The organism is Priestia sp. MDV22-iso46, from assembly GCF_058629175.1.
The window spans coordinates 19228-45170 of record NZ_JBZVWT010000007.1 but is presented as its reverse complement, the minus strand read 5'-3'; the positions used below and the strand labels follow the sequence as shown (position 1 = coordinate 45170).

Genomic DNA, 25943 nt, shown 5'->3' with positions numbered 1-25943 from the left:
GAAACGACAAATGGGTAAACGAAATAAGCTAGTAGAAGGTATTGTCATTGGAGCAATTATAGGAGGAGCTGTTTCTTTATTTGATAAAGAAACAAGAAGCTCCGTCATTCAAGGAAGTAAAAAACTGAAAGACAAAACAACAACTCTTATTCAGCACCCTGAACTTGTAACGGATACTGTCAAAGAGAAATATGAAACCATCCGTACGACCATCGAGCAAGTTTCTGAAGATGTATCATTTGTAGCAGGAAAAGTAGAAAAGTTAAAAGAAACAACGCCTCAGGTGATGGAAATTGTAAACGATACAAAAGAAGCATTTGTGGAGAAGTATGGTGATGAACAAAAATAAATAAGGAGGCACATATGGCTGGAATGTACATGAATAACATCGTAAGGTTTGGCAAAGAACTGATGGGCCGCATTCATCGAGATGAGCTGCCCAGTTTATCAGCTGAATTGGCTTATTATTTGCTGCTCTCGCTATTTCCTTTTTTAATTTTCTTAATTACGCTGATTGGATTTTTGCCATTGGAATCAACAGACCTGCTTGACTTGGTCGAAAATGTAGCGCCACAGCAAACGCTGCACATGATTGAAAGCAACGTTTCCCATATCATTGGTTCTCATAATGAAAAGCTATTGTCCTTTGGTATCATTGCCACGATGTGGTCTGCTTCAAATGGAATTAATGCGATCGTAAGAGCATTTAACCGGGCGTATCACGTACAAGAAAATCGGCCTTTTTTAGTGGCGAGAGGTATGGCAGTTCTCCTTACTTTTGCGATGATATTTGTTATTATTGTAGCGCTTTTACTTCCTGTTTTCGGTCATATGATTGGCCTTTATTTATCGTCTACGTTTGGGTTTTCAGAAACTTTTCTCGCTTTATGGTCTGCTTCCCGTTGGATTATCAGCGGCCTCATTTTGTTTACTGTTTTTACGGGGTTATATTACTTTGCTCCTAATAAAAAGCTGCTGATTCGAAATGTTGTAAAAGGAGCGGCTTTTGCTACGGTCGGCTGGACAGTGGTATCGATGCTATTTGCTTATTACGTAAATCATTTCAATAACTATACAGCTACATATGGAAGCTTGGGTGGAATTATTATCCTGCTTATTTGGCTGTACCTATCGGGGATGATTATCGTTATTGGAGGAGAAATTAACGCTATTTTCTACGACCGTCGAGTCAAATCTTCATAGTCACAAATTGGGATGAAATAATTCGCAAGATAATGAGCATACTAACAAAGTGAAAGGGAGGTTTTACATCATGACAAAGCATACAAAAAAAGACGGAAGCAATACAAAGCAAAATAAAAAGAGCCAGCCGAAGCATAAAACAAGCAACAGCCAAAATGGACAAAACGGTTACCATTAAGGCATTGATTTTCATAATAAAAAGCCTAACAAATACGTTAGGCTTTTTTGCGTTAAGATTTTAGCAAGCGAAGGCCGTTTAAGATAACTAAAATGGTGCTGCCTTCGTGACCTATAACACCAAATGGCATATCAAGTACTTGGAAAAAATTCGAACAAATTAATAAAAAGATGACGGCAATAGAAAAAATAACGTTTTGTTTCACAATTGAGTTCATCCGTCTGGAAAGAGCTACTGCATCCGAAATTTTTGATAGATCATTTTTCATTAAAACGATATCCGCTGTTTCAAGTGCCACATCCGTTCCTTCTCCCATGGCTACTCCAACGTTAGCAGTAGCCAGAGCAGGTGCATCGTTAATGCCATCTCCCACCATTGAAACGGTAGGGAATTTTTCTTTTAACGCTTTAATTTTATCTACTTTCGCTTCAGGCAAACATTCTGCAATGTATTCATCAACTGCACATTCTTTTGAAATGGCTTCGGCTGTTTTTTCGCTGTCTCCTGTAATCATGACGGTATGAATGCCCTGCTCTTTAAGAGATTTAACAGCGTCTACAGCTTCTGTTCGTACAACGTCTTTTAGCGCAAGCAATCCCACAATACCATGCTGGTCTTTTGCGTACACAATCGTTTTTCCTTCACTGGCAAGCGTAGATGAAATCCCATTTTCAAATTCAGCTGCATCTTCTTTACCTACAAAATCTGCTTTTCCTATCTTCCACGTATCTCCTTGAAGAGACCCAATGACACCATATCCGGGAACGTCTTCAAGCGAATCTGGCTGAACGAGCGTCAATTCCTGCTTATTTTTCACAAATTCAACAATGGATTGAGCAAGCGGATGATTGGACTGACGTTCAATTGATGCGATTTTAACAAGAAATTCCTGTTCGTTCATATCAGAACGGACAATGACATTTGTTACTTCTGGCTTTCCTTTTGTTAACGTTCCTGTTTTATCAAAAGCAATTGCGCTTAAATGGCTTAACCTTTCCAAATGCACGCCGCCTTTGAACAAAATTCCTTTTTTTGCTCCGTTTGAAATAGCAGACAGCGAAGCAGGGGTGATAGATGCAACCAGAGCGCAAGGAGACGCTACAACTAAGAGAATCATTGCACGGTAAAATGTCTCGGTCCAGCTCCATCCAAGCACATAGTGTGGGAGAAATAGCATAACTGCCACAACCGATAGAACAATTTTTACGTATGTGCCTTCAAATCGTTCAATAAACAATTGAGAAGGCGACTTTTCACTTTGAGCCGTTTGAACAAGTTGAATGATCTTTTGAAACAGCGTCTCAGCACTTGGCTTTGTCATTTTAATGGTAATGGCGCCTTTCACATTCACCGTGCCCGCGAATACTTCATCATCGAGCTGTTTTAGTACAGGAACAGATTCCCCTGTAATAGCAGCCTGATCAATCGTTGTTTGACCTGAGACAACAATACCATCGGATGGCACTCGTTCACCCGGCTTAACTAGCAGCAAGTCACCGATTTGTAAATCCGAAATGGATACAATTTCTTCTTGATCTCCAATCAGACGCGTTGCTTCTTGCGGCTGTAAATTCATCAAGGCGCTAATTTCTCGGTTGCTTTTATTCATGGTGTACGTTTCTAATGCACCGCTTAATGCAAAAATGAAAATAAGCATAGCACCTTCTGTCCAGTAGCCAATTACAGCCGCTCCAATGGCTGCAATAATCATTAACATTTCGACATTCAATTCTTTATTTTCAATCGTTTCTTCAATACCTTCTTTTGCTTTAGCAAATCCGCCTATCACGTAAGCTAATACAAAGAGCGTAATAGATACAGCAGTATCCTGCTGTTTTGACAGCAGCCAGCCGGCTAAAATCAGCACGCCGCTTAACAGTGCAGCAATGAGTTCACCATGTGTTTTTAATACGTTGACAGCAGAAGATGTTTGAGGCGTTTGTTCTTGTTTTTTAGGTAACGCATTTTCCATACAAATCCTCCTTGAACGATAATTGAGAAGAATAATCACAATCATTACCCCTAAAAAAACACGAAAGCTGCCATCTCAGCGATAGCAGCACATTTTTTCAGTTCTTCTCTTTTAAATTGGGATATTTAGTATAGTATAGCACGGAACAAGCAAGGAGGTAACGACTAACGCCTAAAAAATAAAAACAGAATGCAGCTGGACGTCTGCATTCTGTAAAAAACGTACTACATATCTAAATGTTCTTCATAATATTTATAAGCGGAAGTGTAAATGTGCTCGATATCGGCATCCGTCATGTACATTAAGGTTTCACGGTCAATCCCCTTCATTGTTTCAATAAATGTAATCATGTTTTTGCGTTCTTGTCTGCTCATTTATTATTCTCCTCTCCATCTGTTTTAATACAGTTTATTATATTTAATTGTATTATATAACAGAAAAAGTATTTTGTGTGGATTTTTTTTAAAAATAGGCAAAAAAATTTAGAAAGACGTAAATAATTGACTATATAGAAAAAGGTGTTTTATAATTTATATATGAACATATGCTCATATACTTGCATATAATGAACGGAGAGATGTTATGAAAAAAGATGAACATTCGTTTTTATCGCCTCAAATAGTAGAAGAAGCGTCAAGAATACTAAAAGCTATTTCAGATCCTACGAGAATGAAAATTCTTTATTTACTATTTCAAGAAGAGTGTTCAGTCGGTCATATGGTTGAAGTGCTTGGTGTTTCACAATCAGCTATTTCACATCAGTTGACTCACTTGCGTCATTTACGTTTAGTAAAATATCGCCGTGAAGGGAATACGTATTTCTATACGTATGATGATGAACACGTGGTCGGAATACTGCATCAAGTAATTCAGCACGTAGAATGCGCACATAACGAGTAAAAGGAGGGGCTTTGCATGAGTCATGATCATCACCACTATCATGGTCACCATCACCATTTTGATACACAGCGTGAAGGCAACAAAAAAGGTCTGTTAATTGCACTCATTATCACAGCGGGTATTATGGTTCTTGAGTTTGTTGGAGGGCTTTTTACAAATAGTTTAGCGTTATTATCCGATAGCGGACACATGCTTTCTGATACAAGCTCACTTGCTCTTAGCCTTGTAGCGATATGGTTTGCTAATCGAGCTGCATCGGCTAAAAAAACGTACGGTTATTATCGTTTTGAAATATTAGCGGCTCTTTTTAACGGAGTGGCACTGTTTGTAATAGCAGGATTTATCATCTATGAAGCCTATCAGCGCGTATTAGAGCCGCAGTCTGTAGCAAGCGGTAGCATGATGCTGATTGCTACCGTTGGTTTACTCGCTAATTTAATCAGCGCCTGGTCACTTATGAGACAAGGCGATGTAAAAGGAAATGTAAATTTACGCAGCGCTTACTTACACGTATTGGGAGATGCTTTAGGATCTATTGGAGCTATTGTAGCGGGATTTCTTATGATGCTGTTTGGATGGTATATTGCTGATCCTATTATTTCTGTAGTTGTGTCTGTATTAATTTTAAAAAGCGCTTGGGGCGTGCTTGCTCATAGCGTTCATATTTTGATGGAAGGCTCTCCTGAAGGGGTAGATCACAGTGAAATAAAAAACCTTCTTGAAAACATTGAAGGAGTCAAAGATGTGCATGATTTACACATTTGGACGATTACTTCAGGACTGGACTCATTGAGCTGTCATATGCGCGTAGAAGATGAAAAAGATAGTCAGCAAATTTTGCAAAAAGCCATCGATTTAGTACATGATCACTGCGGCATTGAGCATACCACGATACAAGTTGAAAAATCAGCTCTTCAGCATCGAACGCTAAAAGTTTAAAAAACAAGCGAGAACCTATAGGTTCTCGCTTGTTTTTTGTTGCCTAGGCATCTTTTGTCCGAATACAAAAAGAATAATAAAAATAAAGCCAAGCATCCCGCTAATAATATTAAAAAAGCTGATATAGTGAAAGAACTGAATAAACGTGCCGCCTATGTAAGGGCCGGCAAGGCTTCCGATACTAAAAGCAATGCCGCATAGTAAATTACCTGTAGGCAGTAGACGAGCAGGAATCAAATCCGTCATATAGCTGATTCCTAAACTGAACGTCGAGCCTACAACCATGCCAGCTATAAATAAACAGGCTACTAATGGAATAGCGGTCTCTTCCAAGAGGCTTGCTGTAAAAAACGTAACGGCTCCAATTGATAAAATCCATCCTAATACCAATTTCCGCCCAAATTTATCGCTCAGTATTCCCAGAGGAAGCTGAAATACAATAGCTCCAACTGCAAAGGAAGTCAGCAGCAGTGAAATAAACTCTACTTGCAAACCAATTCGTAAGCCATATACAGGAAAGCTTCCGTTCAGTGATGATTCTAAAAATCCATATCCAAAAGGCGGCAAAAAAGCAATCCAAGCATACTTAGCGGCCTTAGAAAATCGCTTAGCCGTTTCTTTTAATGAATTAACCTCCACTTCCTGTAAGGGAAATTCATTTTTTATCAAAAATAAAAACACCCACGTTATGAGGCAGAGAGCTGAAGAAATCATAAAAGGAAGCGCTTGATTAATTTCAATTAACGGCGTCATTAAAGGGCCAACAGCAAAACCAATACCGAAAAAAAGCCCGTACAATGAAATGTTTCGACCTCGTTTATCAGCAGGTGAAGACGATGTAATCCACGTTTGAGTACCAAAGTGCAGCGCGTGATCTCCTATTCCAATAAATAAACGGAGCACAAACCAAAAAACAACAGATTTCCACAGGGGAAACAAAGCTAAAGATACAATAACTAAAAGTCCGCCTGCTGCGATAATTGGTTTATATCCGTATCTGCGAAGCGGGGCTTCCATGAAAGGAGAAATAAATAAAATGCCTAGGTACAATCCAGTTGCGTTTAATCCGTTTATAGTAGAAGAAAGACCGTCTTTCTCAAAAATAATAGCAATTAAAGGCAGCAGCATACCTTGGCTGAATCCAGAAATGGCGACAAGGCTAACTAAAATCCAGAAACGTTGTTTATGAGTAGCACTCATAGCATTCAACCTCTTTTTATCTATATTTTGTCAATCTAACTGTTTCATCGTACAAGGAAAACGCTTTATTGACAAGGATGTAGACGTGCTGTGCTGTTAATTTGACATCTTTCTATAAGGAAAGTAAAATAAAACATGTAAATAGTTACATGTTTTATTTTACAATCAAAAGGCGATCGCTAGGATACAAACAGTGCTTAAGAAAATAGCGACATTCACAATCAATGTCGGTACAACGAGTGTCATTGGTCATACAGGAAGTGCAAAATATAAACGCTTACACAACTGCGTTTTTCTAGGCACTGCTGTGAGACACTTAGATCGCGTTGTGTCAGACATATACGAAGTGTTATAAATCAAAGGAGCGATATAAAAATGGAAAAGTTTATTGGAAATCATATGATTTACACATACGAAAACGGATGGGAATATGAAATTTATATCAAAAACGAAAATACAATCGATTACCGTATTCATAGCGGAATGGTGGCAGGACGATGGGTTCGTGACCAAAAAGTAGATATCGTGAAGTTAACAGAAGGTGTATATAAAGTATCGTGGACTGAACCGACTGGAACAGATGTATCTTTGAACTTTATGCCTGATGAAAAACGGATGCACGGCATTATTTTCTTCCCAAAATGGGTACATGAACATCCTGAAATTACCGTGTGCTATCAAAATGATCATCTCGATTTAATGCATGAGTCTCGTGAGAAATATGAAACGTACCCGAAATATGTGGTTCCGGAATTTGCTGATATTACATTTATCAAAAATGTCGGAGAGAACAATGAGGAAGTTGTAGCTCAAGCCCCTTATGAAGGAATGACGAATGATATTCGCGCTGGAAAATTAATTTAATACGGAGTCATAAAAAAGGCTAGGACAAAATTATGTTAGCTGAAGGAAGATCCGAACGAATTTGATTCTTGATCAAGAATCAAATTCGTTCGGATTTTTTTATTGTGATGGTGCCCGGAAATAAACAGCGGTGTAACAAGTGATCCATATTGAGAGTAGTGGGTTATATAAAAAGCGGTTTATAATAAAGTAAAGGAGTGAAGAAAATGGAATTTAACATGAAAAAAGAGGCGGGATTTACAACAAATCTTCCTTATGGAGAGCTACATATCGCCGGAGATGAAGAGTATGGCTTTCGTCCGTATCAGCTAATGACATCGTCCATTGCTGTTTGCAGCGGAGGCGTGTTAAGAAAAATTCTAGAGAAAAAAAGAATTGCTTTTTCCGATTTACGCATCCAAGCTGATGTGACACGAAATGATGAAAAATCGGGGCGAATCGAGAAAATTCATTTGCACTATATCATCACAGGAGAAGAGCTGCCATTAGACAAAATTGAAAAATCAATTGAGCTAGCACGAAAAAATTGTTCGATGCTACAGTCGGTTATTGACAGTATAGAAGTGACAGAAACCTTCGAAATTAAATGAGGTTGGGGCAAAAGTATTTTAGTTGAAGAAGATCCGAACGATGAATCAAACTCGTTCGGATTTTTTATGGTGTTGTTACAAGCGGTTCAGCTCCTTGTTCCCATTTGTTCGTCTTTAGATGGAATGGACTTAGCTACGTCTCAATCTCATATTTCCTTCGGTTTGCTTCCGGCTTTATCAAAATAGCGCATGCGTTCAGGAGTCAACTGAAGAAGCAAATAATTTGGATCATCTGGACTTTTAATCCACTCTTTTAACTTTTCATTCCAAAATTTCTTTTTTAACTCTTCGTTTGTTTCTACATTTACTTTGGCTTCTACCTCTACATACGGATCACTCCAACCTTGCCCATCATAGCCTAACAAAATATGAACGTAAGGGTTTTTTTCTAGTTCTTCGACTTTATGGGTATCTTTATTGGTGGCGGTGTAGAGCACAAGATCTTCATGAAAAAACATCATAAAGCGTGAATAAGGTTTTCCATCTTGAATTGTAGCTAACGTTCCAATTGTATAGTCATCCAGTACGGATAAAATTTGATTTTTCACATCATTATTGCTCATTTTTTCACTCCTTATTATATCTTTTTACCCTTGGTAGTTTGGCTGATTTTTAACTATCTTAATCAAAAATCAATTAAGGGTTTATCATTTATAAAAATAGGTTAAAAATACTAACATTGACGGTGAGTCTATACAAATTCCATTAATTTGATATGATTGATTTTGTTGTCAAAAAATGAATAAGGTAGGTGTACATATCGATGATCAATCGGATTTTTCTTATAGCGGTTATTCTTGGGGTGCCGCTATCTGTTATTGGGCACATGATGCACTGGTCAGATGTTCTTATGTTTATTATTTACTGTTTAACAATCATTGCCCTCGCAGCTTTTATGGGGAGAGCAACAGAGAGCTTAGCTGTTGTAGCTGGTCCTCGAATAGGAGGTCTATTAAATGCTACGTTTGGTAACGCTGTAGAATTAATTATTTCTATTTTTGCTCTGAAAGAAGGCCTTACAGCGGTGGTGCTTGCATCGTTAACCGGTTCTGTATTAGGAAATCTTCTTCTTGTAGGCGGTCTTTCATTCTTCATCGGGGGATTAAAATTTAAGCGTCAAGAATTTAATGTCTATGATGCAAGACATAATTCTGGATTATTGATCTTTGCCGTTATCGTTGCGTTTGTTATTCCTGAAGTGTTTGCTAGCGAAATGAACGAAGCGAAGACCATGTCCCTGAGTGTCGGAATCTCCATTATTCTCATCATCTTGTACTTAGCGGCGTTATTTTTTAAGCTGGTAACGCATCGAGGCGTGTATCAGCATAAAAGTGAAGAAGTGGAAGAACATGAGGAGCCAGAGTGGTCAATGTGGAAAGCGATTACTGTTCTCTTTTTGTCTACGTTAGCTGTAGCTTACGTATCCGAAAGCTTGGTTAGCACAATCGAAATTGTATCGGAAAGCTTTGGCTGGAGTGAGCTGTTCATAGGGGTCATCATTGTAGCGATTGTTGGGAACGCGGCAGAGCATGCTTCCGCTATTATTATGGCCGTTAAAAATCGCATGGGTGTAGCTGTTGAAATTGCTGTTGGATCAACTTTACAAGTAGCGATGTTTGTAGCACCGATATTAGTACTTGTTTCGCTAATGTTCGAAAACCAAATGTCTCTTGTCTTTACTTGGCCCGAGTTGATCGCGATGGTAACGGCCGTATTTTTAACTATTGCGATTTCTAATGACGGAGATACAAACTGGTTTGAAGGCGCAACTCTTTTAGGTGCTTATATTATTATGGGAATTGGTTTTTATCTTATTTAAAAAGAAGAGACTGGGACAAACATGTTTTAGTTGAAGGAAGATCCGAACGATTAATCGTTCGGATTCTTTTTGTGTAAGCAAATAGAAGAATTTCCCTTTCGGTATTCAGGATAAAACAGGGGATGTTTGAAAAAACTATGATTGCATTCATTAACGATGTTGAAAGGAGTTTCTAGATGTTACGTAAATTGCTTTTATTTGTGTTTACCATCATTATTTCATTTTCATGTTCAACGAAGATCGCCATTGCTAAAACAGCTCAGCCTACCATCAACGTGCCTTCTTCAGCTTTAAATATTTCAAAAGAAAATACCTATCCAAATGCTAGTCAAGACACGCCATATTTGCAGCCGAGTGAGTTTACAAAAGAGCTCATTGAAACATCAAATGTAAAAATTGAAAACCCTGATTTAATTCGTATATTAAATGAATCAAACATTTCTAAAACTCCATGGGCAATTGGTTTCAGAGCAACCGTCTTTTTAGGACAGTGGCCATTAAATTACGAATCAACAGAAACGAACGTTAACTGGCAGCACCAGCGAATCAATACAAATCATTATGATAACAGAGCAGGAAAAACTCAGTACAAAATGATGTACAGTCAGGAAAATCAAAGTCATGTAAAAGGCGGATTAACAGCAAAAGTGCCTCAGCCTGATCATGTTAAACAAATGATGCTAATTGAAGCAGCTAAAAAAACAAAGCTCACTTTATCATTTCAAACGTTTGTAGGTGCCGGAACGAAAAAAGACCAGGTCTATAACGTAGCTCCTAAAAAAGTAGGTTATCTGTATGCGTATACGCCTGCTGTAAGTGAAAAGGGAAAAGTAACATATGGAGAAGTGTATGTCACAGTAAAAGGCAGCAAGCGCGCAATTGTGGTGAGAAATGTAACGTCTCAAGGAATTGGAGCATGGATTCCAGTACAAGATTATGTTTCCTTAAGCTTTGGAGCTTATGACCAGCCGAGATAACAAAAAAGAGATTCCCACGATGGAATCTCTTTTTTGTTATTTTGTAATGCTCGCTTGGAGTTTGTTGAAATCAGTATCTTGATAATAGCTGTTTTTCACCAAAATATTAGGTCCCAAACAAGACACTGCTGAACAATGACAGCTAAGTTCTTTAGAAATTGTGCTTTGCTGCCACGTATCAAAAGCGTCTGTAAGCTTTGTATCTTGAATGTTGCCAAGAGGAGGCGTATCACCAAAATCCGTTACGATAATATCTCCGTCGAAAATATTTACATTTAGGCGAGAGCGCCCGTCTGGATCGTTTCGAACAGTTACATTTTTACTGCTATATAAGCGCTGTAAGAGCGTTAAGTCTTCCTCATTATTGCTGCATGCATAAAATGGTAACGTGCCGAATAGCATCCACACATTTTCATCTCGAATATCAAGAAGGTGATGAATAGCTTGACGCATTTCAGGAAGAGATAATGTTTCTAGAGTGCTAGCAAAGTCACTTGGATACATAGGGTGTACTTCATGACGCTGACAAAGCATTTCATCAACAATTTGACGATGAATCTTTTCCATATGAGGAAGCGTACGTTTATTTAACATCGTTTCAGCTGATACGGTTACACCTGCTTTTACAAGCGCGCGGCTGTTTTCAATCATACGGTCGAAATATTTGGCGCGCTGCTCATAAGTAGGCTTTCGCTCCATCATTGCAAAGCCAGCTTCCACAAAATCGTCCATCGTTCCCCAGTTGTGAGAAATATGTAAAACATCTAAATAAGGAATGATTTGTTCGTAACGAGCAAGATCTAATGTTAAATTTGAATTAATCTGTGTACGGACACCTCGTTCATGTGCATACTTTAATAAAGGCACCACATAATTTTTCACAGAAGATAGAGACATCATCGGCTCTCCGCCGGTAATGCTTAACGCTCGAAGAGTTGGAATTTCATCCAGACGTTTTAAAATTAAATCAAGCGGCAGTGCGTTTGGGTCTTTTGGCTGCAGCGTATATCCAACTGCGCAGTGCTCACATCGCATATTACAAAGTGTCGTTGTGGTGAATTCAACGTTTGTAAGCGTCGGTTTGCCATATTGTTTCATATCTAAATACGCTTCCCACGGATCGAACTCCGGGGTAATTCGTTGTAAAGTGGCCATAAAAAAACTCCTTTTATTTTTCCGTAAAGTGAAATGATGATGAAAACATCTCACGGTCCGTCCTGCTAGACTAAATTATACGTCTCATTCAAAACGGACACCAGTGACTATTATGGATTTTATTGCTTTTAGTTGTCAAATATGAAAGTATTCGTTAGGATATAAAGAAATACGAATGAAAAAGCTATATCAGGAGGGTTTAAAATGGGAAACGCCGTTCGAGATAAAGATTCACAAGTACGTTATTTAAAAGATCGTTTAAATATGTTTGTACACGTATTAGACTCCATGGAGCCTGAAAACACAGATCTAGAAGACATTGACCGTTTGATTACGATGATTGATGACCTTGAAGCAAAATGTGAGCAGTTTAAAAAAGATAAAGAATGAACAAAGGAAAAAGCGCTAGAAAAACTAGCGCTTTTTTGCTTGAAGTGGAAATCCTCCTATAAAGGTCTTTCGAAACAATTTTTGAAGGAGTATAATAAATTTTGAAAGTTGTACGACAGATAGATAAATACATACATTAGCGGGATATGGGAGGAATTAAGTGATGATTGAAGCTTTAAAACAAAGCATGTACGATTTAATTGTTGAAACATCTACAAAATTGCCAAAAGACGTTCGACGTGCTATCGCAAAGGCAAAAGCGCGTGAAAATGCAGGAACGCGTGCAGCAATGTCTTTAGCGACCATTACCAATAATATTAAGATGGCGGATGATAATTTATCGCCAATTTGTCAAGATACGGGTATGCCAACATTTAAAATTAAAACCCCTGTAGGAGTGAATCAGCTTCAAATTAAAGAAGCAATTTATTGGGCAATTGAAGAAGCAACAAAGCACGGAAAGCTTCGCCCTAACTCCGTAGATTCGTTAACGGGAGAAAACAGCGGTAATAATTTAGGCGGCGGCACGCCGGTTATTAAGTTTGAACAGTGGGAAAATGACTATATTGATGCGCGTCTTATTTTAAAAGGCGGCGGCTGCGAAAATAAAAACATTCAGTACAGCCTGCCTTGTGAAGTAGAAGGTTTAGGTAGAGCTGGTCGTGATTTAGACGGCATTCGTAAATGTGTGATGCACTCTGTGTATCAAGCACAAGGTCAAGGCTGTAGTGCCGGCGTCATTGGTGTTGGAATCGGTGGCGACCGTACAACAGGCTATGAATTAGCAAAAGAGCAGCTGTTCCGAAATTTAGATGACGAAAATCCAAATTCTCAGCTGAAAGAATTAGAAGAGTATGTAATGGAAAATGCCAATAAGTTAGGAATTGGTACAATGGGCTTTGGCGGAGAAACGACATTACTTGGCTGTAAAGTCGGCGTAATTAATCGTATTCCTGCTAGCTTCTATGTGTCAGTTGCGTATAACTGCTGGGCTTACCGTCGTTTGGGCGTTAAAATTAATGCCGATACAGGAAGCGTTCAAGAGTGGCTGTATCAAGAAGGCGAAGAAGTAGATTTTAATAAAAATGCAGGCGCAGAAGACAAACAAAATGCGGATGAAACAAAAGAAGTTGTATTACAAGCACCTATTACAGAAGAGCAAATTCGTGAATTAAAAGTTGGCGACGTGGTGCGCATCAACGGTATGCTCTACACAGGACGCGACGCTATTCATAAGCATTTAACAGATCACGATGCGCCAATTGATTTAAATGGACAAATCATTTATCACTGTGGTCCGGTTATGTTAAAAGATGAAGATGAAAAATGGCACGTAACCGCTGCAGGACCAACAACAAGTATCCGTGAAGAACCTTACCAAGGAGATATTATGAAGAAATTTGGTATCCGCGCGGTTATCGGTAAAGGCGGTATGGGTCCTAAAACGCTTGCTGCTCTTCAAGAGCATGGCGGTGTGTACTTAAATGCGATCGGCGGAGCTGCACAGTACTATGCTGATTGTATCAAGAGCGTAGAAGGCGTTGATTTGATGCAGTTCGGTATTCCTGAAGCAATGTGGCATTTAAAAGTAGAAGGCTTTACAGCTGTAGTGACGATGGATTCACACGGAAACAGCTTGCATGCAGATGTAGACAAGTCTTCATTTGAAAAGCTTGAGCAATTTAAAGAACCGGTATTTAAATAAACATACGTCCGGAACGTATGGTAAAAAATAACGTTCATGAACGAGAAAATTGAGTGGATACTAAGCGTAAAATGACTTCCGAAAGGAGCTTCTTATGCGCCGGTTCACCTTTTTTCTCGTTTTTTTATTCGTGATGTCAACAGGCATAGCATCTGTTGAAGCACAAATGTATCCAAACACTCCGATCAGCTGGGGATTTCAAAAAAGTAAAAATCACAAGCCCGCATCCGCAGGTACAGCTTATGAACAAATTCTTGCTAAGTATGATGCTTTTTACCTCGGAGATACAAATAAAAAAAATATTTATTTAACGTTTGACAACGGTTATGAAAATGGTTATACACCGCAGGTATTAGACGTGCTCAAAAAAAGAAAGGTTCCTGCCACGTTCTTTGTAACAGGACACTATTTAAAAGAAGAGCCTAAGCTAATTAAGCGAATGGTAAAAGAAGGGCATATTGTCGGCAATCATTCATGGCATCACCCTGACTTAACTCAAGTGGATGACGCACGTTTTAAAGAGGAATTACAAAAAGTAAAAGATGAATACAAGAATATTACTGGTCGTGATGAAATGAAGTATCTTCGCTCACCTAGAGGTGTATTTAGTGAACGAACGCTAGCTCTTTCAAAGCAAGAGGGCTATACGAATGTATTTTGGTCACTTGCATTCGTTGACTGGAAAGTGAATGAACAAAAAGGCTGGCGCTACTCATACGACAATATGATGGCTCAAATACATCCAGGTGCAATCATGCTTCTGCATACCGTTTCAAAGGATAACGCAGATGCATTAGATCAAGCAATTGTGGATTTAAAAAAGCAGGGCTATACGTTTAAAAGTATTGATGATTTAATGAACGAACGCAAACAAATGAAGAAAAGTCCTTCTGAAACGAAATAAAGATAAAAACCGACGGGAATGTTTCTCCTGTCGGTTTTTTGCTGTTGAAGTGTTATAATATGCGTTGATGTCTTTTTTAAAGCGATACGGTCTAATAGGTTTTAAGCAGCTAAGGACCGTTAATAACTATATAAAGAATTTAAACTAATCGGAGTTGGTCTCATGAATAAACCAAAAACTGAAATGAAAGTTCAAAAAGGACAAACGTTTCCGTTAACGATAAAAAGACTCGGTATTAATGGAGAAGGCGTAGGATATTTTAAGCGCCAAGTCGTCTTTGTACCAGGAGCATTACCAAATGAAGAAGTGGTTGTAGAAGCAACAAATGTCCAGCATAAGTTTGCGGAAGGGAAAATCAAGCGAATTCGCAAAAAATCTCCTCATCGCGTAGATGCGCCCTGTCCTATTTATGAACAGTGCGGAGGCTGTCAGCTTCAGCACTTATCCTATGAAGGTCAGCTAGAATCTAAGCGCGATATTGTTCTGCAAGCGTTCGAACGTCACAGTTCATTAAAAAAAGTAGAGGAAAAAACACGCCAAACAATTGGCATGGAAGATCCTTGGGGCTATCGTAATAAATCACAGTTCCAAGTAGGTGTAGATAAACAAAAAGTCATCGCTGGTTTGTATGGACTGAATTCTCATCGACTGATTGACATTGAAAACTGTCCTATTCAGCATGGAGCCACGAATCACGTGACAAAAGAAATAAAACGAATTTTACAAGAACTTCAAATTCCTATCTACAATGAACGCAAACGCCGTGGTATTGTACGTACCATCGTATCTCGAGTAGGATTTGAAACGGGTGAAGTGCAAATTGTCTTGATCACGGCTAAACAAGAAATTCCGAAAAAAGAGCTGCTCATTAAAGAAATTCAGCGCCGCCTACCGGAAGTGAAATCGCTCGTACAAAACGTAAACGGCCAAAAAACATCGCTTATTTTTGGAGACGAAACGTTTACACTCGCTGGAAAGTCGGTGATTCAAGAAACGTTAGGAGATATCTCGTTCGAACTTTCAGCGCGTGCATTTTTCCAGTTGAACCCTCTTCAAACAGTGAAGCTATATGATGAAGTAAAAAAAGCAGCTGCGCTAACAGGCAATGAAAAAATTGTAGATGCTTACTGCGGAGTAGGTACAATTGGCTTATGGCTTGCTAAAGATGCTAAAGAAATTCGCGGAATGGATACGATTGAAGAATCGATTGTAGACGCGAGAAAAAATGCCAAAGATCATGGATTTGAGCATGCCACATATGTGACGGGTCCAGCTGAAAAGTGGATGCCGAAGTGGGTAAAAGAAGGCTGGAAGCCAGACGTAATCGTCGTTGACCCGCCGCGAACAGGCTGTGATGACAAGCTTCTAAAAACGATTTTACAAGTGAAGTCAAAGAAAGTGGTTTACGTTTCTTGTAATCCATCCACATTAGCGAAAGATGTGCAGCAGCTGTCGAAGGCTTATCATGTTGATTACATTCAGCCTGTTGATATGTTCCCTCATACGGCGCATGTGGAGAATGTGGTAAGTTTGACGTTAAAGAAATGAATAGAAAAAGAGTAAAGGGCAGATTTGATTCTGCTCTTTTTTCTTTGAGCTGTACTTTTATTAATGGGGAAATTGTTAAAATTAAACATCTGTTCTTTTAGAGTAGAAAATATTTTAGTATAGTGAATCGAAATTCCCATAAAGTCTAGATTTAGAAAGTTTTACATCGCTAAAGAGAAATTACATAAGAGAGTTAATGCTTTTAAAACAAACTATAATGACGTATTTTATACAAATAATAAACGCAAATTCTATCCCAAAACCCAAACCTTTAACCACATTGATAATACTATAGTAATAAATCTAATAAAAAGTATGTACAGAGGTGGCAGAGGTCAAAATGGACTCAATGTTTTTAAAAGGGCTTACGGGCGAAGTGGTAACGCCAAAAGCCCCAATTTATGAGGAAGCTCGTCAGGGATGGAATCGTGCTGTTAATAAATTTCCGCTTGTGATTGTATACTGTGAAAAAAAGCAGGATGTTGTGAATGCGATCCGCTGGGCGCGCAAGCATCGTGTTGATATTCGCATTCGATCTGGCGGTCATCATTATGAAGGGTATTCTACGGGTGACTGTGTATTAGTCATTGATATTAGTCGATTAAATGGGTTGAAATTGGATAGGAAACGGAACATTTTAAAGATGAAAGCAGGAGAGGAAAATACGGAAGTGTATGATTTCATCGGTTCGAACGGATATGTGTTTCCAGGAGGAACGTGTCCGACTGTTGGGGTATCTGGCTTTACACTTGGTGGAGGCTGGGGACTTTCGAGCAGACTTTACGGGTTAGGGTGCGACAGCTTGATAGAGCTAGAATTAGTCAATTATGAAGGAAGGCTCATTAAGGCAAACAAATCGTGTAACGCGGATCTTTTTTGGGCATGCCGCGGTGCCGGTGGCGGTAACTTTGGCGTTGTGGTAAGCATGACGTTTCAGCTTCCAAAGCCCACGAACAGCTCTGTGACGCTCGTTCGATTCTTTTATGTAGGTACTACAAAGGAGAAGCAGGCACAAGTGATGAATATATGGCAAAACTGGCTGCCCAAACTGGACAAACGTATGACGCTAGTTGCAAGCATTTTATAATGCAGGAGGAGAAGGGTTAGGCATATTTGCAAACGGATTCTTTTACGGCTCCCCAGAAAGAGCTCGGGAGATTTTGCAGCCTTTTGCAGAAGTAGAAGGGTTTCAAGTAGAGCTGGAATCATTATCTTTTCTTGAAGCGGTAAAAAAAATAGAAGCAACCTATCCTCCGTCTGAAAAATTTAAGTCAACGGGAAGATTTGTGCACAGAAGCTATTCACGTGGTGAGCTTGAAAATCTTGCAGATCTCATACAGCGTCCGGCAGAAGGTTCCGTGTATGATGCGATTTCTTTTTATGCACTAGGAGGAGAAATTCGCCGTGTTGGTAAAAGAGAAACGGCTTTTTTCTACAGAAACGCCAGATATATTATGGGGTTTCAGTCTGTCTGGACAGAAGATGTATTTGCAAGAGCAAACAGAGATTGGCTTCGCAAGCGATTTGAATATATTAAAAGTATTACGGTAGGTTCCTATGTGAATTTTCCTATCAGCAACCTGAGAAACTACGAACGTGAGTATTTTGGAGACAACGCAGAGAGATTAGAAAGAGTGAACAAAAAGTATGATCCGTTTAATGTGTTCAGGTTCCCGCAAGGACTCAGGTAGCGCGAGGAAAAGGATACTAAGTTGACGATTGAAACTGTTCAATTACCTTCTGTCGAAGAAGGTAAATAAATGAAAGTAATCTTTCCTGTTGACAAAGCATCTAACTGGTATTAGAATAAACAACTATTCGACAGTCATTCTATTGATTGAAAAAATTAATACGTAGAAAGCTATGATTGCTATGGATCACACTATAGCAGGAGCAGCTTCTGGAGAGATCGCGATAGTTTCGCGACGCCGAAGGGTTCACAATCTCAGGCAAAAGGACAGAAGAGTACCGGATATTTATTTGGCATGTTACTAATTGGTAGCATGTACCTTAATATTTGTTATTCTTATGACCATGAGATTGGAGCGCATCCAATCTCTTTTTTTTATTGGACTTTATTTGTAGTCCGCACGATCGCATCAAAGGTTTTATTGTTAGGAGGAGTTAGAGTTGGAACAACGAGAATTAAAGAGGGATTTATCCAATCGTCATGTTCAGCTAATCGCGATTGGGGGAACCATTGGTACGGGCTTGTTTTTAGGTTCTGGTAAAGCAATACAGCTTGCAGGTCCCTCTATCATCTTTGCTTATTTAATTGTTGGTATTGCGCTTTTCTTTGTGATGAGAGCGCTAGGAGAACTACTGCTGTCTAAAGCAGGTTATCAATCGTTAACAGATATTGCTGAAGAGTATCTTGGACCGTGGGCGTCATTTGTAACGGGATGGACCTACTGGTTTTGCTGGATTATGACAGCTATGGCTGATGTGATTGCAGTTGGCGTATATGTGAAATATTGGTTCAATATTCCTCAGTGGATTCCCGCACTTATTTGTGTAATCATTTTATTAGGTCTTAACTTATTAACCGTAAAATTATTTGGAGAATTAGAGTTTTGGTTTGCTTTAATAAAGGTTATTACGATTCTTGCATTAATTATTATTGGCGTTATTTTGCTGGTAATGGGATTTAAAACAGACGCGGGATCCGTTACTGTTCAAAACATTTGGAATCACGGAGGACTGTTTCCAAATGGGGTTTCAGGTTTCTTACTTTCATTCCAAATGGTTATATTCGCATACGTCGGGGTTGAATTGGTAGGGGTATCGGCAGCAGAAACATCAAATCCCCAAAAAAATATTCCATCGGCCATTAATAAAATTCCGCTGCGAATCTTATTTTTCTATGTTGGGGCACTTATCGTCCTTTTATTTATTAACCCGTGGATGGAATTAAATGCAGCAGAAAGCCCATTTGTTAAAACCTTTAGTTTAGTCGGAATTCCGCTTGCTGCTGGAATTATTAATTTTGTTGTATTAACTTCAGCCGCTTCTGCTTGTAATAGCGGAATGTTTTCAACAAGCCGTATCTTATATAATTTAAGTAAAAATGACCAAGGGCCATCTAAGTTTGCAAAACTGAACAAAAACCACGTACCAAGCAACGGATTGTTTGTATCTACGCTGGTCATCTCAGCGGGAGCTCTTTTAAGCAAACTTATACCAGACCAAGCTTTCGGCATCGTCACGACCATTAGCGCTATTTGTTTTATTTGGGTGTGGAGTATCATTCTTATTTGCCATCTAAGGTATAAAAAGACGCGTCCGCAGCTGCATGCAGCATCAGCATTCAAAGCACCGTTAACACCATTTATAAACTATGTTGTGCTAGCTTTGTTTGCGGTGATTCTTGTTATTATGCTGTTTTCTGACGCGACGCGCCCAGCCTTATTGTTGACGCCCGTTTGGTTTATTCTCTTATTTATTTTTTACTGGACTAGAAGGAAAAAGAAAATAAATCTTTAAAGGCTAGAAAATCAGCAGGGAATAAACATGATTTTTTATAAAAGAATATAGTAAATTTCTGACCTCATCACTCCGTGATGAGGTCTTTTTAGTGGAGGATAAATAATTGATTTCTACTGCATGAATAAAATGCAGGAAGCAAAGTTTATAGAAGAAAACTAAAAATTTGTTCTAACAGAAAACACAGTGAGAAAGCTCATAGTTTTCTGATAGGAATGTAGAACAAATTGCTTTTCTTCTGTGTCTAAAGATGGAATTCCGTCATTTATATGGAAAAGTTTTCATTTTGCAGTACAATGGAGGTAGACTTCATTAGATTAAGGTGAACAAACATGAAATGGTTTAAATCTCATACGTTTTGGAAAATCTTCACGATTAATGTGCTTCTTATTTGTACCGTACTGACGCTAATGTTTATTGTTTCAAGAGTGATGCTGCCTAATATTTCTCAAGATCAATATAGACAGGTAACTGATAAAACCGTCAAGAGAATGAAAGAGCAAATTAACGTCGTCATTAAAGATATTTGGAGCCTGGGCGACGAGGTACAGCAAGATCCTATTTTTTTATCGGATGATGAACAAGAAATAGACGAAGAATTGCAGAAAATAGTTAATATTTCACCGTATATCGATAGCGGAACCATTTTTAATGTAAAAGGGTATGTTGAGCATTATTACCCGAATGATTTAAAGAATATGAAACATGTGAACTTAAGTAAAAGAAAATATTTTCAGGAAGCGCTGCGAACCAAAAAAATATATTTAAGCGATGTCGTTTCAGCAGATACAAAGCACTACATTGTGGTGATGGCGATTCCTATTTTGGATGGGCAGCAAAATGTAAAAAAGGTTGTAAATTTAGCGCTGCGAATTGAAGAAAATAAAAGTTTTCAATCCATCTTTCAAACGTTTGATATAGGAGAGAACGGCTATACATTTATTGTAGACCGCAATGGTAGAATTATTTCCCACCCAGAGAAACAGAGAATCGGTGAAAATGCTAAGAAAAATGAAATCGTTCAGAAAACGATGAATCATAAATCAGGATATCAGCGGGTTGTGAACACCGAAGGTAAGTATTTCTTTGCGTCTTTCGAATATATTCCTGTTTTGGATTGGGGAATTGTCGCTGAATTACCCGTTGAAGAAATTTACAGGCCTTATGAAATGTTTGAAAAAACGCTTTGGATCGTTTCAGGCGTTACGATTTTACTGCTTTCTTTTTTTACTGCGTTATATGCAAGGCAAATTGTGAATCCAATTCATAAACTATATGAATTGGCGGGACAAGTAGCGCGCGGGAATTTTAATCAAAAAATTCCGGAACGAGAAATTGAGCGGGGCGAAATCGGTATTTTATCTAAACAGTTTAATGAAATGATTAGCTATATACGCCATTCTAAAGCAAATTTACAGCAAAAAGAAAATCAGCTGCAGGAACAAAAAACGTTTTTAAGACAAGTTATTGACATTAATCCAAGCTATATTTATGCTATCAATCAAAAAAGGGAATTCATTCTCGTTAATGAATCTTTTGCGATGCTCTTAGGTGAAAAATCTGATGACTTAATTGGACAATCGATTGATAAATATCAGTTCAACCTTCAATCAGATCTTTTATATAAAGGGGAGTTTTCAAACTGTACCCAAAAAGGGATGGTATTAGAAGAACAGTTTAAAGATTCGAAAGGAAACCGGCGCTGGGTCGAAACAGCAAAACTTCCTATTATGAATGAAAAACAGGAAGTGATTCAAATGCTGTGCGTATCGACAGATATTACGGAGCGTAAAAAGGCAGAAGAGAAGCTTAGAACTTCTGAGAAGCTTGCCGTGGTAGGAGAACTTGCAGCTGGAGTGGCTCATGAAATCAAAAATCCTTTAACTTCTTTAAAAGGTTTTGTTCACTTATTAAAAGAACAAAATCCTAAAGATGCTTTGTATATAGATATCATGGAAACTGAATTAGAACGAATGAATGGAATCGTAGAAGAATTTTTGATGTTAGGAAAACCTCAGGTAATGAAGGTTGAATCTTTGAACATGCAAGCGCTTGTTCAAGAAGTGTGCTCACTTCTTGAACCTGAAGCAGTAGAAAAGGAAGTAGCTTTCATATTTGAAAGAGACGACCAGTTACCAAAGGTGTATGGAGATAAAAATCAGTTAAAACAAGTATTTATTAATATTATTAAAAATTCTATCGAAGCAATGCCTGAAGGAGGAGCTATTCATATTACGATTAAAATAAAAGAAAACCACCTTTGGCTGCAGCTAGCTGATGAAGGACAGGGTATTCCTCCTGAACGGTTAGCGAAGATAGGTGAGCCTTTTTATAGTACAAAAGAAAAAGGTACAGGTTTAGGACTGATGGTCAGCTATCGGATTATTAAAGCTCACCACGCGCAGATGACGTTTTCTAGTCAGTTAGATAAAGGAACAAGTGTGGATATATTGTTTCCAATCATAAAAAAGTAGGGGAACTTCCCCTACTTTTTATTATTATACTTATAATATATCAAAAGCGTTGATGGTACTAAAATAAATGAAAGTGCTAAAGAAGATATCCACAGGTTAACAAGAAGTTAACTGCTGAATTATATAGGATATTCACAACTTTATCCACACTATTCACATTTTTTCAGAAAATTTACATAAAAATTACCCACTGTTATTTCAAGTTATGAAAGCGGTAATATGCATATCCAATAAAGTTATGCACATTATCCACATAATTGTGGGTAAACTTTGTGGATATAGTAGAGTGTTAAAAAAACGTAAATCATACGCTTGAAATCTTCGTGTTATTATTTTTACATAATATAAAAACGTCCTTCCGATACAAACTGTACAGAAAGGACGTTGGGATGATCAAGCGTTGGATAGAGATGTTTTGCCTCACTTATTTTTTCGTGTAGCCGCCTGCACGGTCTGCTTTTTTAAACTCGCGGCCGTAATAGATTTCTTGAGCGCTACTTAACGTATTTTTTGCGTTTTCTTTTCGTTTTTTTTCAGACATAAAAAAACCTCCAATTAACGTTTTTCGATCATGCTACTTATTTTTTCCAGAATCTCTCGTTTTTAATCATAAAAAAAGCTCTCCGTTACACGGAGAGACTCTTACGCTTCTTTAAGCTGGTGATCTTCTTGAACGTCTTGCTCGTGACGCAAGTAGTATAATGTATATAAGTCTTTTGGAATTTCGTATAAATCATATACGTCTTCATGTTGATTAATTTCATCGTATAAAGCTTTGTGTGTTTCATTCGCAAGTACTGCATAAGGCAGTTTTTCTGCAGCCTTAATAGACCTAATATTAATTTTGCGAATTCGCATAAAAATTCGCTCTATATTTAACTCAAAGAACAGTTCATTAAAGAACGCTTCTTTTGCAATTTGATTATATCCTTTTCCATGAAACGGTTTGCCAAGCCAAGTGCCTAAAAAACCAGCTTGGTCCTGTACATCAAATAAATTAATGGTGCCGATAGGGTTACCCCATTCGTCTAAAATCGTGCGAGAAATAATTTCTCCATGATCTTCTGCTTCCATCGTTTGTTTAGTCACAAATAAAAATTCTTCATAGGAATGGGCTTTATGACGAACAAAAGGGAAGACATCAGGATGTACCATGAGTTCGTATAGAGATTGACAGTCATTTAGGTCACGTTTTTTTAACATAACTTTTCCCTCCTGATCGAGGGTATATACAGACTCCAATCAAGTCCCCACCCTCGAAATTTTTTAATAATTAAAAAAATTTCGGGGTGGGAATCGAACCCACTAGAACCAGTTACCTGGTGGCGCACCATTTGCCTTCCCATTACAAGTCAACAAACATAAAAAGTCAACGTGTGATGTTTATGCTTTTGTGAAATTCACATGCTTCTAAACGTATCATACTAAAAAAAATAAAAAAAGAAAATAGGTAAAATGTTAATTTTTTTTAAATAATATTTTACCATCTATCATGGTGAAAAGGGGCTTTGCTAAGTAGTGAAAGGGATGATGGCTCCATAGCACTAAATCAGCGTCTTTTCCTGCTTCGATACTGCCGATTCGCTGATCAATACGGAGATTTCGAGCAGCAGCAATCGTGATGCCTTCTAATGCTTTTTGTTCTTCGAGTCCTTCACGTACGGCAATGGATGCACAAATATTTAAGTACTGAATGGGCGTATAAGGGTGGTCTGTTGTAATGGAAACTTCTACTCCTTCATTGCAGAGAGCTTGATAGGTTTTCCACGTTTTATTTTTCAATTCAACCTTTGAGCGGCGTGTTAAAGTTGGTCCCACGCTTACTTTTAAGTTTCTTCCACTTAGCTCTTTAGCAATTAAGTGACCTTCTGTACAGTGTTCAATACGAACGTCTAAATTAAATTCATCTGCTAAGCGCAGAGCTGATAGAATATCATCGGCTCGGTGAGCATGAATTCGAACGGGAATCTCTCTATTCAGTGCTTGAATGAGCGGTTTGATTCGCAAATCATCTTTATTGTCACTGCTTTTTGCATGATAAAAGGCTTCTCTCAGCATCCCCATAATGCCCATTCGTGTAATGGATTCTTTATTGCCATGGCTGTGGATTCGTTTTGGATTTTCTCCTAGCGCAATCTTAAGTCCAGCTGTCTCTTGAATCAACATTTGAGAAATACTTGTTCCGGCTGTTTTAATAACGGACGTTGTACCTCCGATCACATTTGCACTTCCAGGCATAATGTGTACAGACGTAATACCCGCTTCAATGGCATCTTTAAACCCAGGATCTAAAGGATGTACGCTGTCAAAAGCTCGGATATGGGGAGTCATAGGCTCGATTGTTTCGTTAGCATCATTTCCCGCCCAGCCGGTTCCTTCATCATATAGTCCTAGATGTGTATGAACATCAATAAATCCAGGGAATAAGTAGCGCTGTTTGCAGTCAATGACTTCTACTTGAAGAGGAGGCTGCAAGTTTGGCCCAATTAAAACAATTTTTCCATCTTGAATGAGCACATCACTATTATAAATAGGTTTTAACGTAATAGGATAGAGCGTTGCATTTTTCAAGAGAATGGTTTTCATAAAGGATGCTCCTATCTATCGGCAGCTTAGTCACCTGTTTTAGGTAAATATCAGAAAATAACTAGAGTAAATCTCGCAATGCATCTTCTAATACAGTATATGTAAAAATGTAATTCTGTTGAATCAATTTTTCAGGTAAAACACGCTGTCCTTTCAAAATAATCATACTCATTTCTCCCATCAGCAGCTGAAGGCCAAAGCTAGGTACGGGCATCCAGTGAGGGCGATTTAACACTTTGCCAATCGTCTTTCCAAACTCTTTCATTTGAACAGGGTTTGGGGCAGTTACGTTAACAGGTCCTTCTATTTGTTCGGTATGAATACAATAATCAATAATTTTGACGACGTCTTGAAGATGCACCCAAGACATCCACTGCTCTCCCGAACCAACTGTTCCTCCTGCAAATAATTTATAAGGAAGGGCAGTAGAAGGGAGTGCCCCGCCATCTTTGCCTAATATAACGCCGAACCTTGTTAAAACAGTACGAATATTTAGTTCCATCGCTTTTAACGCTTCGTTTTCCCACTTTTTTACTGTTTCAGCTAAAAAATCTGTGCCCATGGATGGAGAAGCTTCTGTGAACGTTTCTGTAGTTGATGTCCCGTAATAACCAACTGCGCTTGCGTTTACATAAAGGGACGGTTTTTCGGGTAAGGCAGCCATAATACGAAGGATTTCTTGAGTAGAAGAAAGGCGACTTTCCACAATGGCTTTTTTGCGCTCGTCCGTCCAGCGGCCGCTGTTAAGTGAAACGCCAGCTAAATTGATAAAAACGTCTGCTCCTTCTACATGCTCTTCAGGTTGGCTGTTTTCTTGCATCCACTCTACATATTTAAGTTTCGGATCTCTTGCAGCTTTATCTGCATTGCGTGTTAAAATATATACATAATGTTTTTGTGTTAAAAAATGTTTTGTTAAAGCTTTACCTACGAATCCAGTTCCTCCAGCAATAACAATTTTCATACGAATTTCCTCCTTTATTGAGATAAATAAAAATGTGTATGATACGTTTGGCGGTTCTTCAGCCATCAATTTAATAAGAAATATGAGGTGAA

General features: G+C 38.4%; 24 protein-coding genes, 1 pseudogene and 1 riboswitch. Of the genes and pseudogenes, 16 read left to right on the top strand and 9 right to left on the bottom strand.

Annotated features, from left to right (window positions below; translation table 11 throughout):
• The first annotated feature begins 10 nt into the window (after positions 1 to 10).
• A complete protein-coding gene (locus AC4NPH_RS24490) occupies positions 11 to 349 on the top strand; it encodes a hypothetical protein (protein ID WP_013055129.1) in 339 nt (112 codons plus the stop codon).
• Positions 350 to 363: 14 nt separating this feature from the next.
• On the top strand, positions 364 to 1203 hold the full coding sequence (locus AC4NPH_RS24485; RefSeq protein ID WP_013055130.1) for a YihY/virulence factor BrkB family protein: 840 nt from the start codon (positions 364 to 366) through the stop codon (positions 1201 to 1203).
• A 230-nt stretch (positions 1204 to 1433) separates the two neighbouring features.
• Here the strand turns inward: AC4NPH_RS24485 and AC4NPH_RS24480 are convergent, their stop codons facing one another.
• The gene (locus tag AC4NPH_RS24480) at positions 1434 to 3353 is read right to left on the bottom strand and encodes a heavy metal translocating P-type ATPase (RefSeq protein ID WP_013055131.1); all 1920 of its coding nucleotides are present in this window, start codon (positions 3351 to 3353) and stop codon (positions 1434 to 1436) included.
• A 224-nt stretch (positions 3354 to 3577) separates the two neighbouring features.
• Positions 3578 to 3727, bottom strand: coding sequence for a BH0509 family protein (locus tag AC4NPH_RS24475; RefSeq protein WP_013055132.1), 150 nt, complete (start codon positions 3725 to 3727; stop codon positions 3578 to 3580).
• A gap of 208 nt (positions 3728 to 3935) precedes the next feature.
• Between AC4NPH_RS24475 and AC4NPH_RS24470 the strand changes: the two genes are divergently transcribed.
• Positions 3936 to 4253, top strand: coding sequence for an ArsR/SmtB family transcription factor (locus tag AC4NPH_RS24470; protein WP_013055133.1), 318 nt, complete (start codon positions 3936 to 3938; stop codon positions 4251 to 4253).
• A gap of 15 nt (positions 4254 to 4268) precedes the next feature.
• Entirely contained in the window at positions 4269 to 5192 is a 924-nt protein-coding gene (locus AC4NPH_RS24465; RefSeq protein WP_335482370.1) for a cation diffusion facilitator family transporter, read from the top strand.
• Positions 5193 to 5207: 15 nt separating this feature from the next.
• On the opposite strand, the gene AC4NPH_RS24460 is transcribed toward AC4NPH_RS24465, so the two are convergent.
• Complete coding sequence (locus AC4NPH_RS24460; protein WP_063670463.1) at positions 5208 to 6392, bottom strand: MFS transporter; 1185 nt, start codon at positions 6390 to 6392, stop codon at positions 5208 to 5210.
• Positions 6393 to 6585: 193 nt separating this feature from the next.
• Here AC4NPH_RS24460 and AC4NPH_RS24455 point away from each other — a divergent pair, with 193 nt between their 5' ends.
• The 3 genes from AC4NPH_RS24455 (at position 6586) to AC4NPH_RS24445 (ending at position 7846) form a co-directional block, all read left to right on the top strand.
• Complete coding sequence (locus AC4NPH_RS24455) at positions 6586 to 6747, top strand: DUF3237 domain-containing protein (RefSeq protein WP_141425884.1); 162 nt, start codon at positions 6586 to 6588, stop codon at positions 6745 to 6747.
• Positions 6748 to 6767: 20 nt separating this feature from the next.
• A complete protein-coding gene (gene padC / locus AC4NPH_RS24450; RefSeq protein WP_013055136.1) occupies positions 6768 to 7256 on the top strand; it encodes a phenolic acid decarboxylase in 489 nt (162 codons plus the stop codon).
• A 206-nt stretch (positions 7257 to 7462) separates the two neighbouring features.
• Positions 7463 to 7846: an OsmC family protein gene (locus tag AC4NPH_RS24445; protein ID WP_013055137.1), complete on the top strand. Its 384-nt coding sequence runs from the start codon at positions 7463 to 7465 to the stop codon at positions 7844 to 7846.
• 146 nt (positions 7847 to 7992) lie between these two features.
• On the opposite strand, the gene AC4NPH_RS24440 is transcribed toward AC4NPH_RS24445, so the two are convergent.
• On the bottom strand, positions 7993 to 8409 hold the full coding sequence (locus tag AC4NPH_RS24440) for a pyridoxamine 5'-phosphate oxidase family protein (protein ID WP_013055138.1): 417 nt from the start codon (positions 8407 to 8409) through the stop codon (positions 7993 to 7995).
• A 200-nt stretch (positions 8410 to 8609) separates the two neighbouring features.
• On the opposite strand from AC4NPH_RS24440, the gene cax reads away from it, so the two are divergent.
• Both cax and AC4NPH_RS24430 read left to right on the top strand, forming a co-directional pair.
• Positions 8610 to 9665, top strand: coding sequence for a calcium/proton exchanger (gene cax, locus AC4NPH_RS24435; RefSeq protein ID WP_013055139.1), 1056 nt, complete (start codon positions 8610 to 8612; stop codon positions 9663 to 9665).
• Between the two features lie 176 nt (positions 9666 to 9841).
• Entirely contained in the window at positions 9842 to 10642 is an 801-nt protein-coding gene (locus tag AC4NPH_RS24430) for a YfkD famly protein (RefSeq protein WP_013055140.1), read from the top strand.
• Between the two features lie 36 nt (positions 10643 to 10678).
• Here the strand turns inward: AC4NPH_RS24430 and yfkAB are convergent, their stop codons facing one another.
• Entirely contained in the window at positions 10679 to 11797 is a 1119-nt protein-coding gene (gene yfkAB / locus AC4NPH_RS24425; RefSeq protein WP_098598145.1) for a radical SAM/CxCxxxxC motif protein YfkAB, read from the bottom strand.
• 204 nt (positions 11798 to 12001) lie between these two features.
• Here yfkAB and AC4NPH_RS24420 point away from each other — a divergent pair, with 204 nt between their 5' ends.
• From AC4NPH_RS24420 to AC4NPH_RS24390, 7 genes and pseudogenes are all read left to right on the top strand, one after another.
• Entirely contained in the window at positions 12002 to 12187 is a 186-nt protein-coding gene (locus AC4NPH_RS24420) for an SE1561 family protein (RefSeq protein ID WP_013081532.1), read from the top strand.
• A gap of 163 nt (positions 12188 to 12350) precedes the next feature.
• The gene (locus tag AC4NPH_RS24415; RefSeq protein WP_013055143.1) at positions 12351 to 13892 is read left to right on the top strand and encodes a fumarate hydratase; all 1542 of its coding nucleotides are present in this window, start codon (positions 12351 to 12353) and stop codon (positions 13890 to 13892) included.
• Positions 13893 to 13986: 94 nt separating this feature from the next.
• A complete protein-coding gene (pdaA, locus tag AC4NPH_RS24410; RefSeq protein WP_053488244.1) occupies positions 13987 to 14796 on the top strand; it encodes a delta-lactam-biosynthetic de-N-acetylase in 810 nt (269 codons plus the stop codon).
• Between the two features lie 162 nt (positions 14797 to 14958).
• Complete coding sequence (gene rlmD / locus AC4NPH_RS24405; protein WP_328251282.1) at positions 14959 to 16344, top strand: 23S rRNA (uracil(1939)-C(5))-methyltransferase RlmD; 1386 nt, start codon at positions 14959 to 14961, stop codon at positions 16342 to 16344.
• A gap of 340 nt (positions 16345 to 16684) precedes the next feature.
• A pseudogene (locus AC4NPH_RS24400) lies at positions 16685 to 18035 on the top strand (FAD-binding oxidoreductase).
• A gap of 199 nt (positions 18036 to 18234) precedes the next feature.
• A riboswitch (glycine riboswitch) is annotated at positions 18235 to 18315 on the top strand.
• 159 nt (positions 18316 to 18474) lie between these two features.
• Positions 18475 to 19827 (top strand): amino acid permease, encoded by a 1353-nt coding sequence (locus AC4NPH_RS24395; RefSeq protein WP_013055146.1) that lies wholly within the window; start codon positions 18475 to 18477, stop codon positions 19825 to 19827.
• A 332-nt stretch (positions 19828 to 20159) separates the two neighbouring features.
• The gene (locus tag AC4NPH_RS24390; protein WP_161515464.1) at positions 20160 to 22301 is read left to right on the top strand and encodes a PAS domain-containing sensor histidine kinase; all 2142 of its coding nucleotides are present in this window, start codon (positions 20160 to 20162) and stop codon (positions 22299 to 22301) included.
• Between the two features lie 424 nt (positions 22302 to 22725).
• Here the strand turns inward: AC4NPH_RS24390 and AC4NPH_RS24385 are convergent, their stop codons facing one another.
• The 4 genes from AC4NPH_RS24385 to AC4NPH_RS24370 form a co-directional block, all read right to left on the bottom strand.
• On the bottom strand, positions 22726 to 22842 hold the full coding sequence (locus tag AC4NPH_RS24385) for a YfhE family protein (RefSeq protein WP_013055148.1): 117 nt from the start codon (positions 22840 to 22842) through the stop codon (positions 22726 to 22728).
• 101 nt (positions 22843 to 22943) lie between these two features.
• The gene (locus tag AC4NPH_RS24380) at positions 22944 to 23504 is read right to left on the bottom strand and encodes a GNAT family N-acetyltransferase (protein WP_013055149.1); all 561 of its coding nucleotides are present in this window, start codon (positions 23502 to 23504) and stop codon (positions 22944 to 22946) included.
• 255 nt (positions 23505 to 23759) lie between these two features.
• Entirely contained in the window at positions 23760 to 24887 is a 1128-nt protein-coding gene (locus AC4NPH_RS24375; protein WP_097813112.1) for an amidohydrolase, read from the bottom strand.
• A 61-nt stretch (positions 24888 to 24948) separates the two neighbouring features.
• Positions 24949 to 25851 (bottom strand): TIGR01777 family oxidoreductase, encoded by a 903-nt coding sequence (locus tag AC4NPH_RS24370; protein WP_013055151.1) that lies wholly within the window; start codon positions 25849 to 25851, stop codon positions 24949 to 24951.
• Positions 25852 to 25943: the final 92 nt, after the last annotated feature.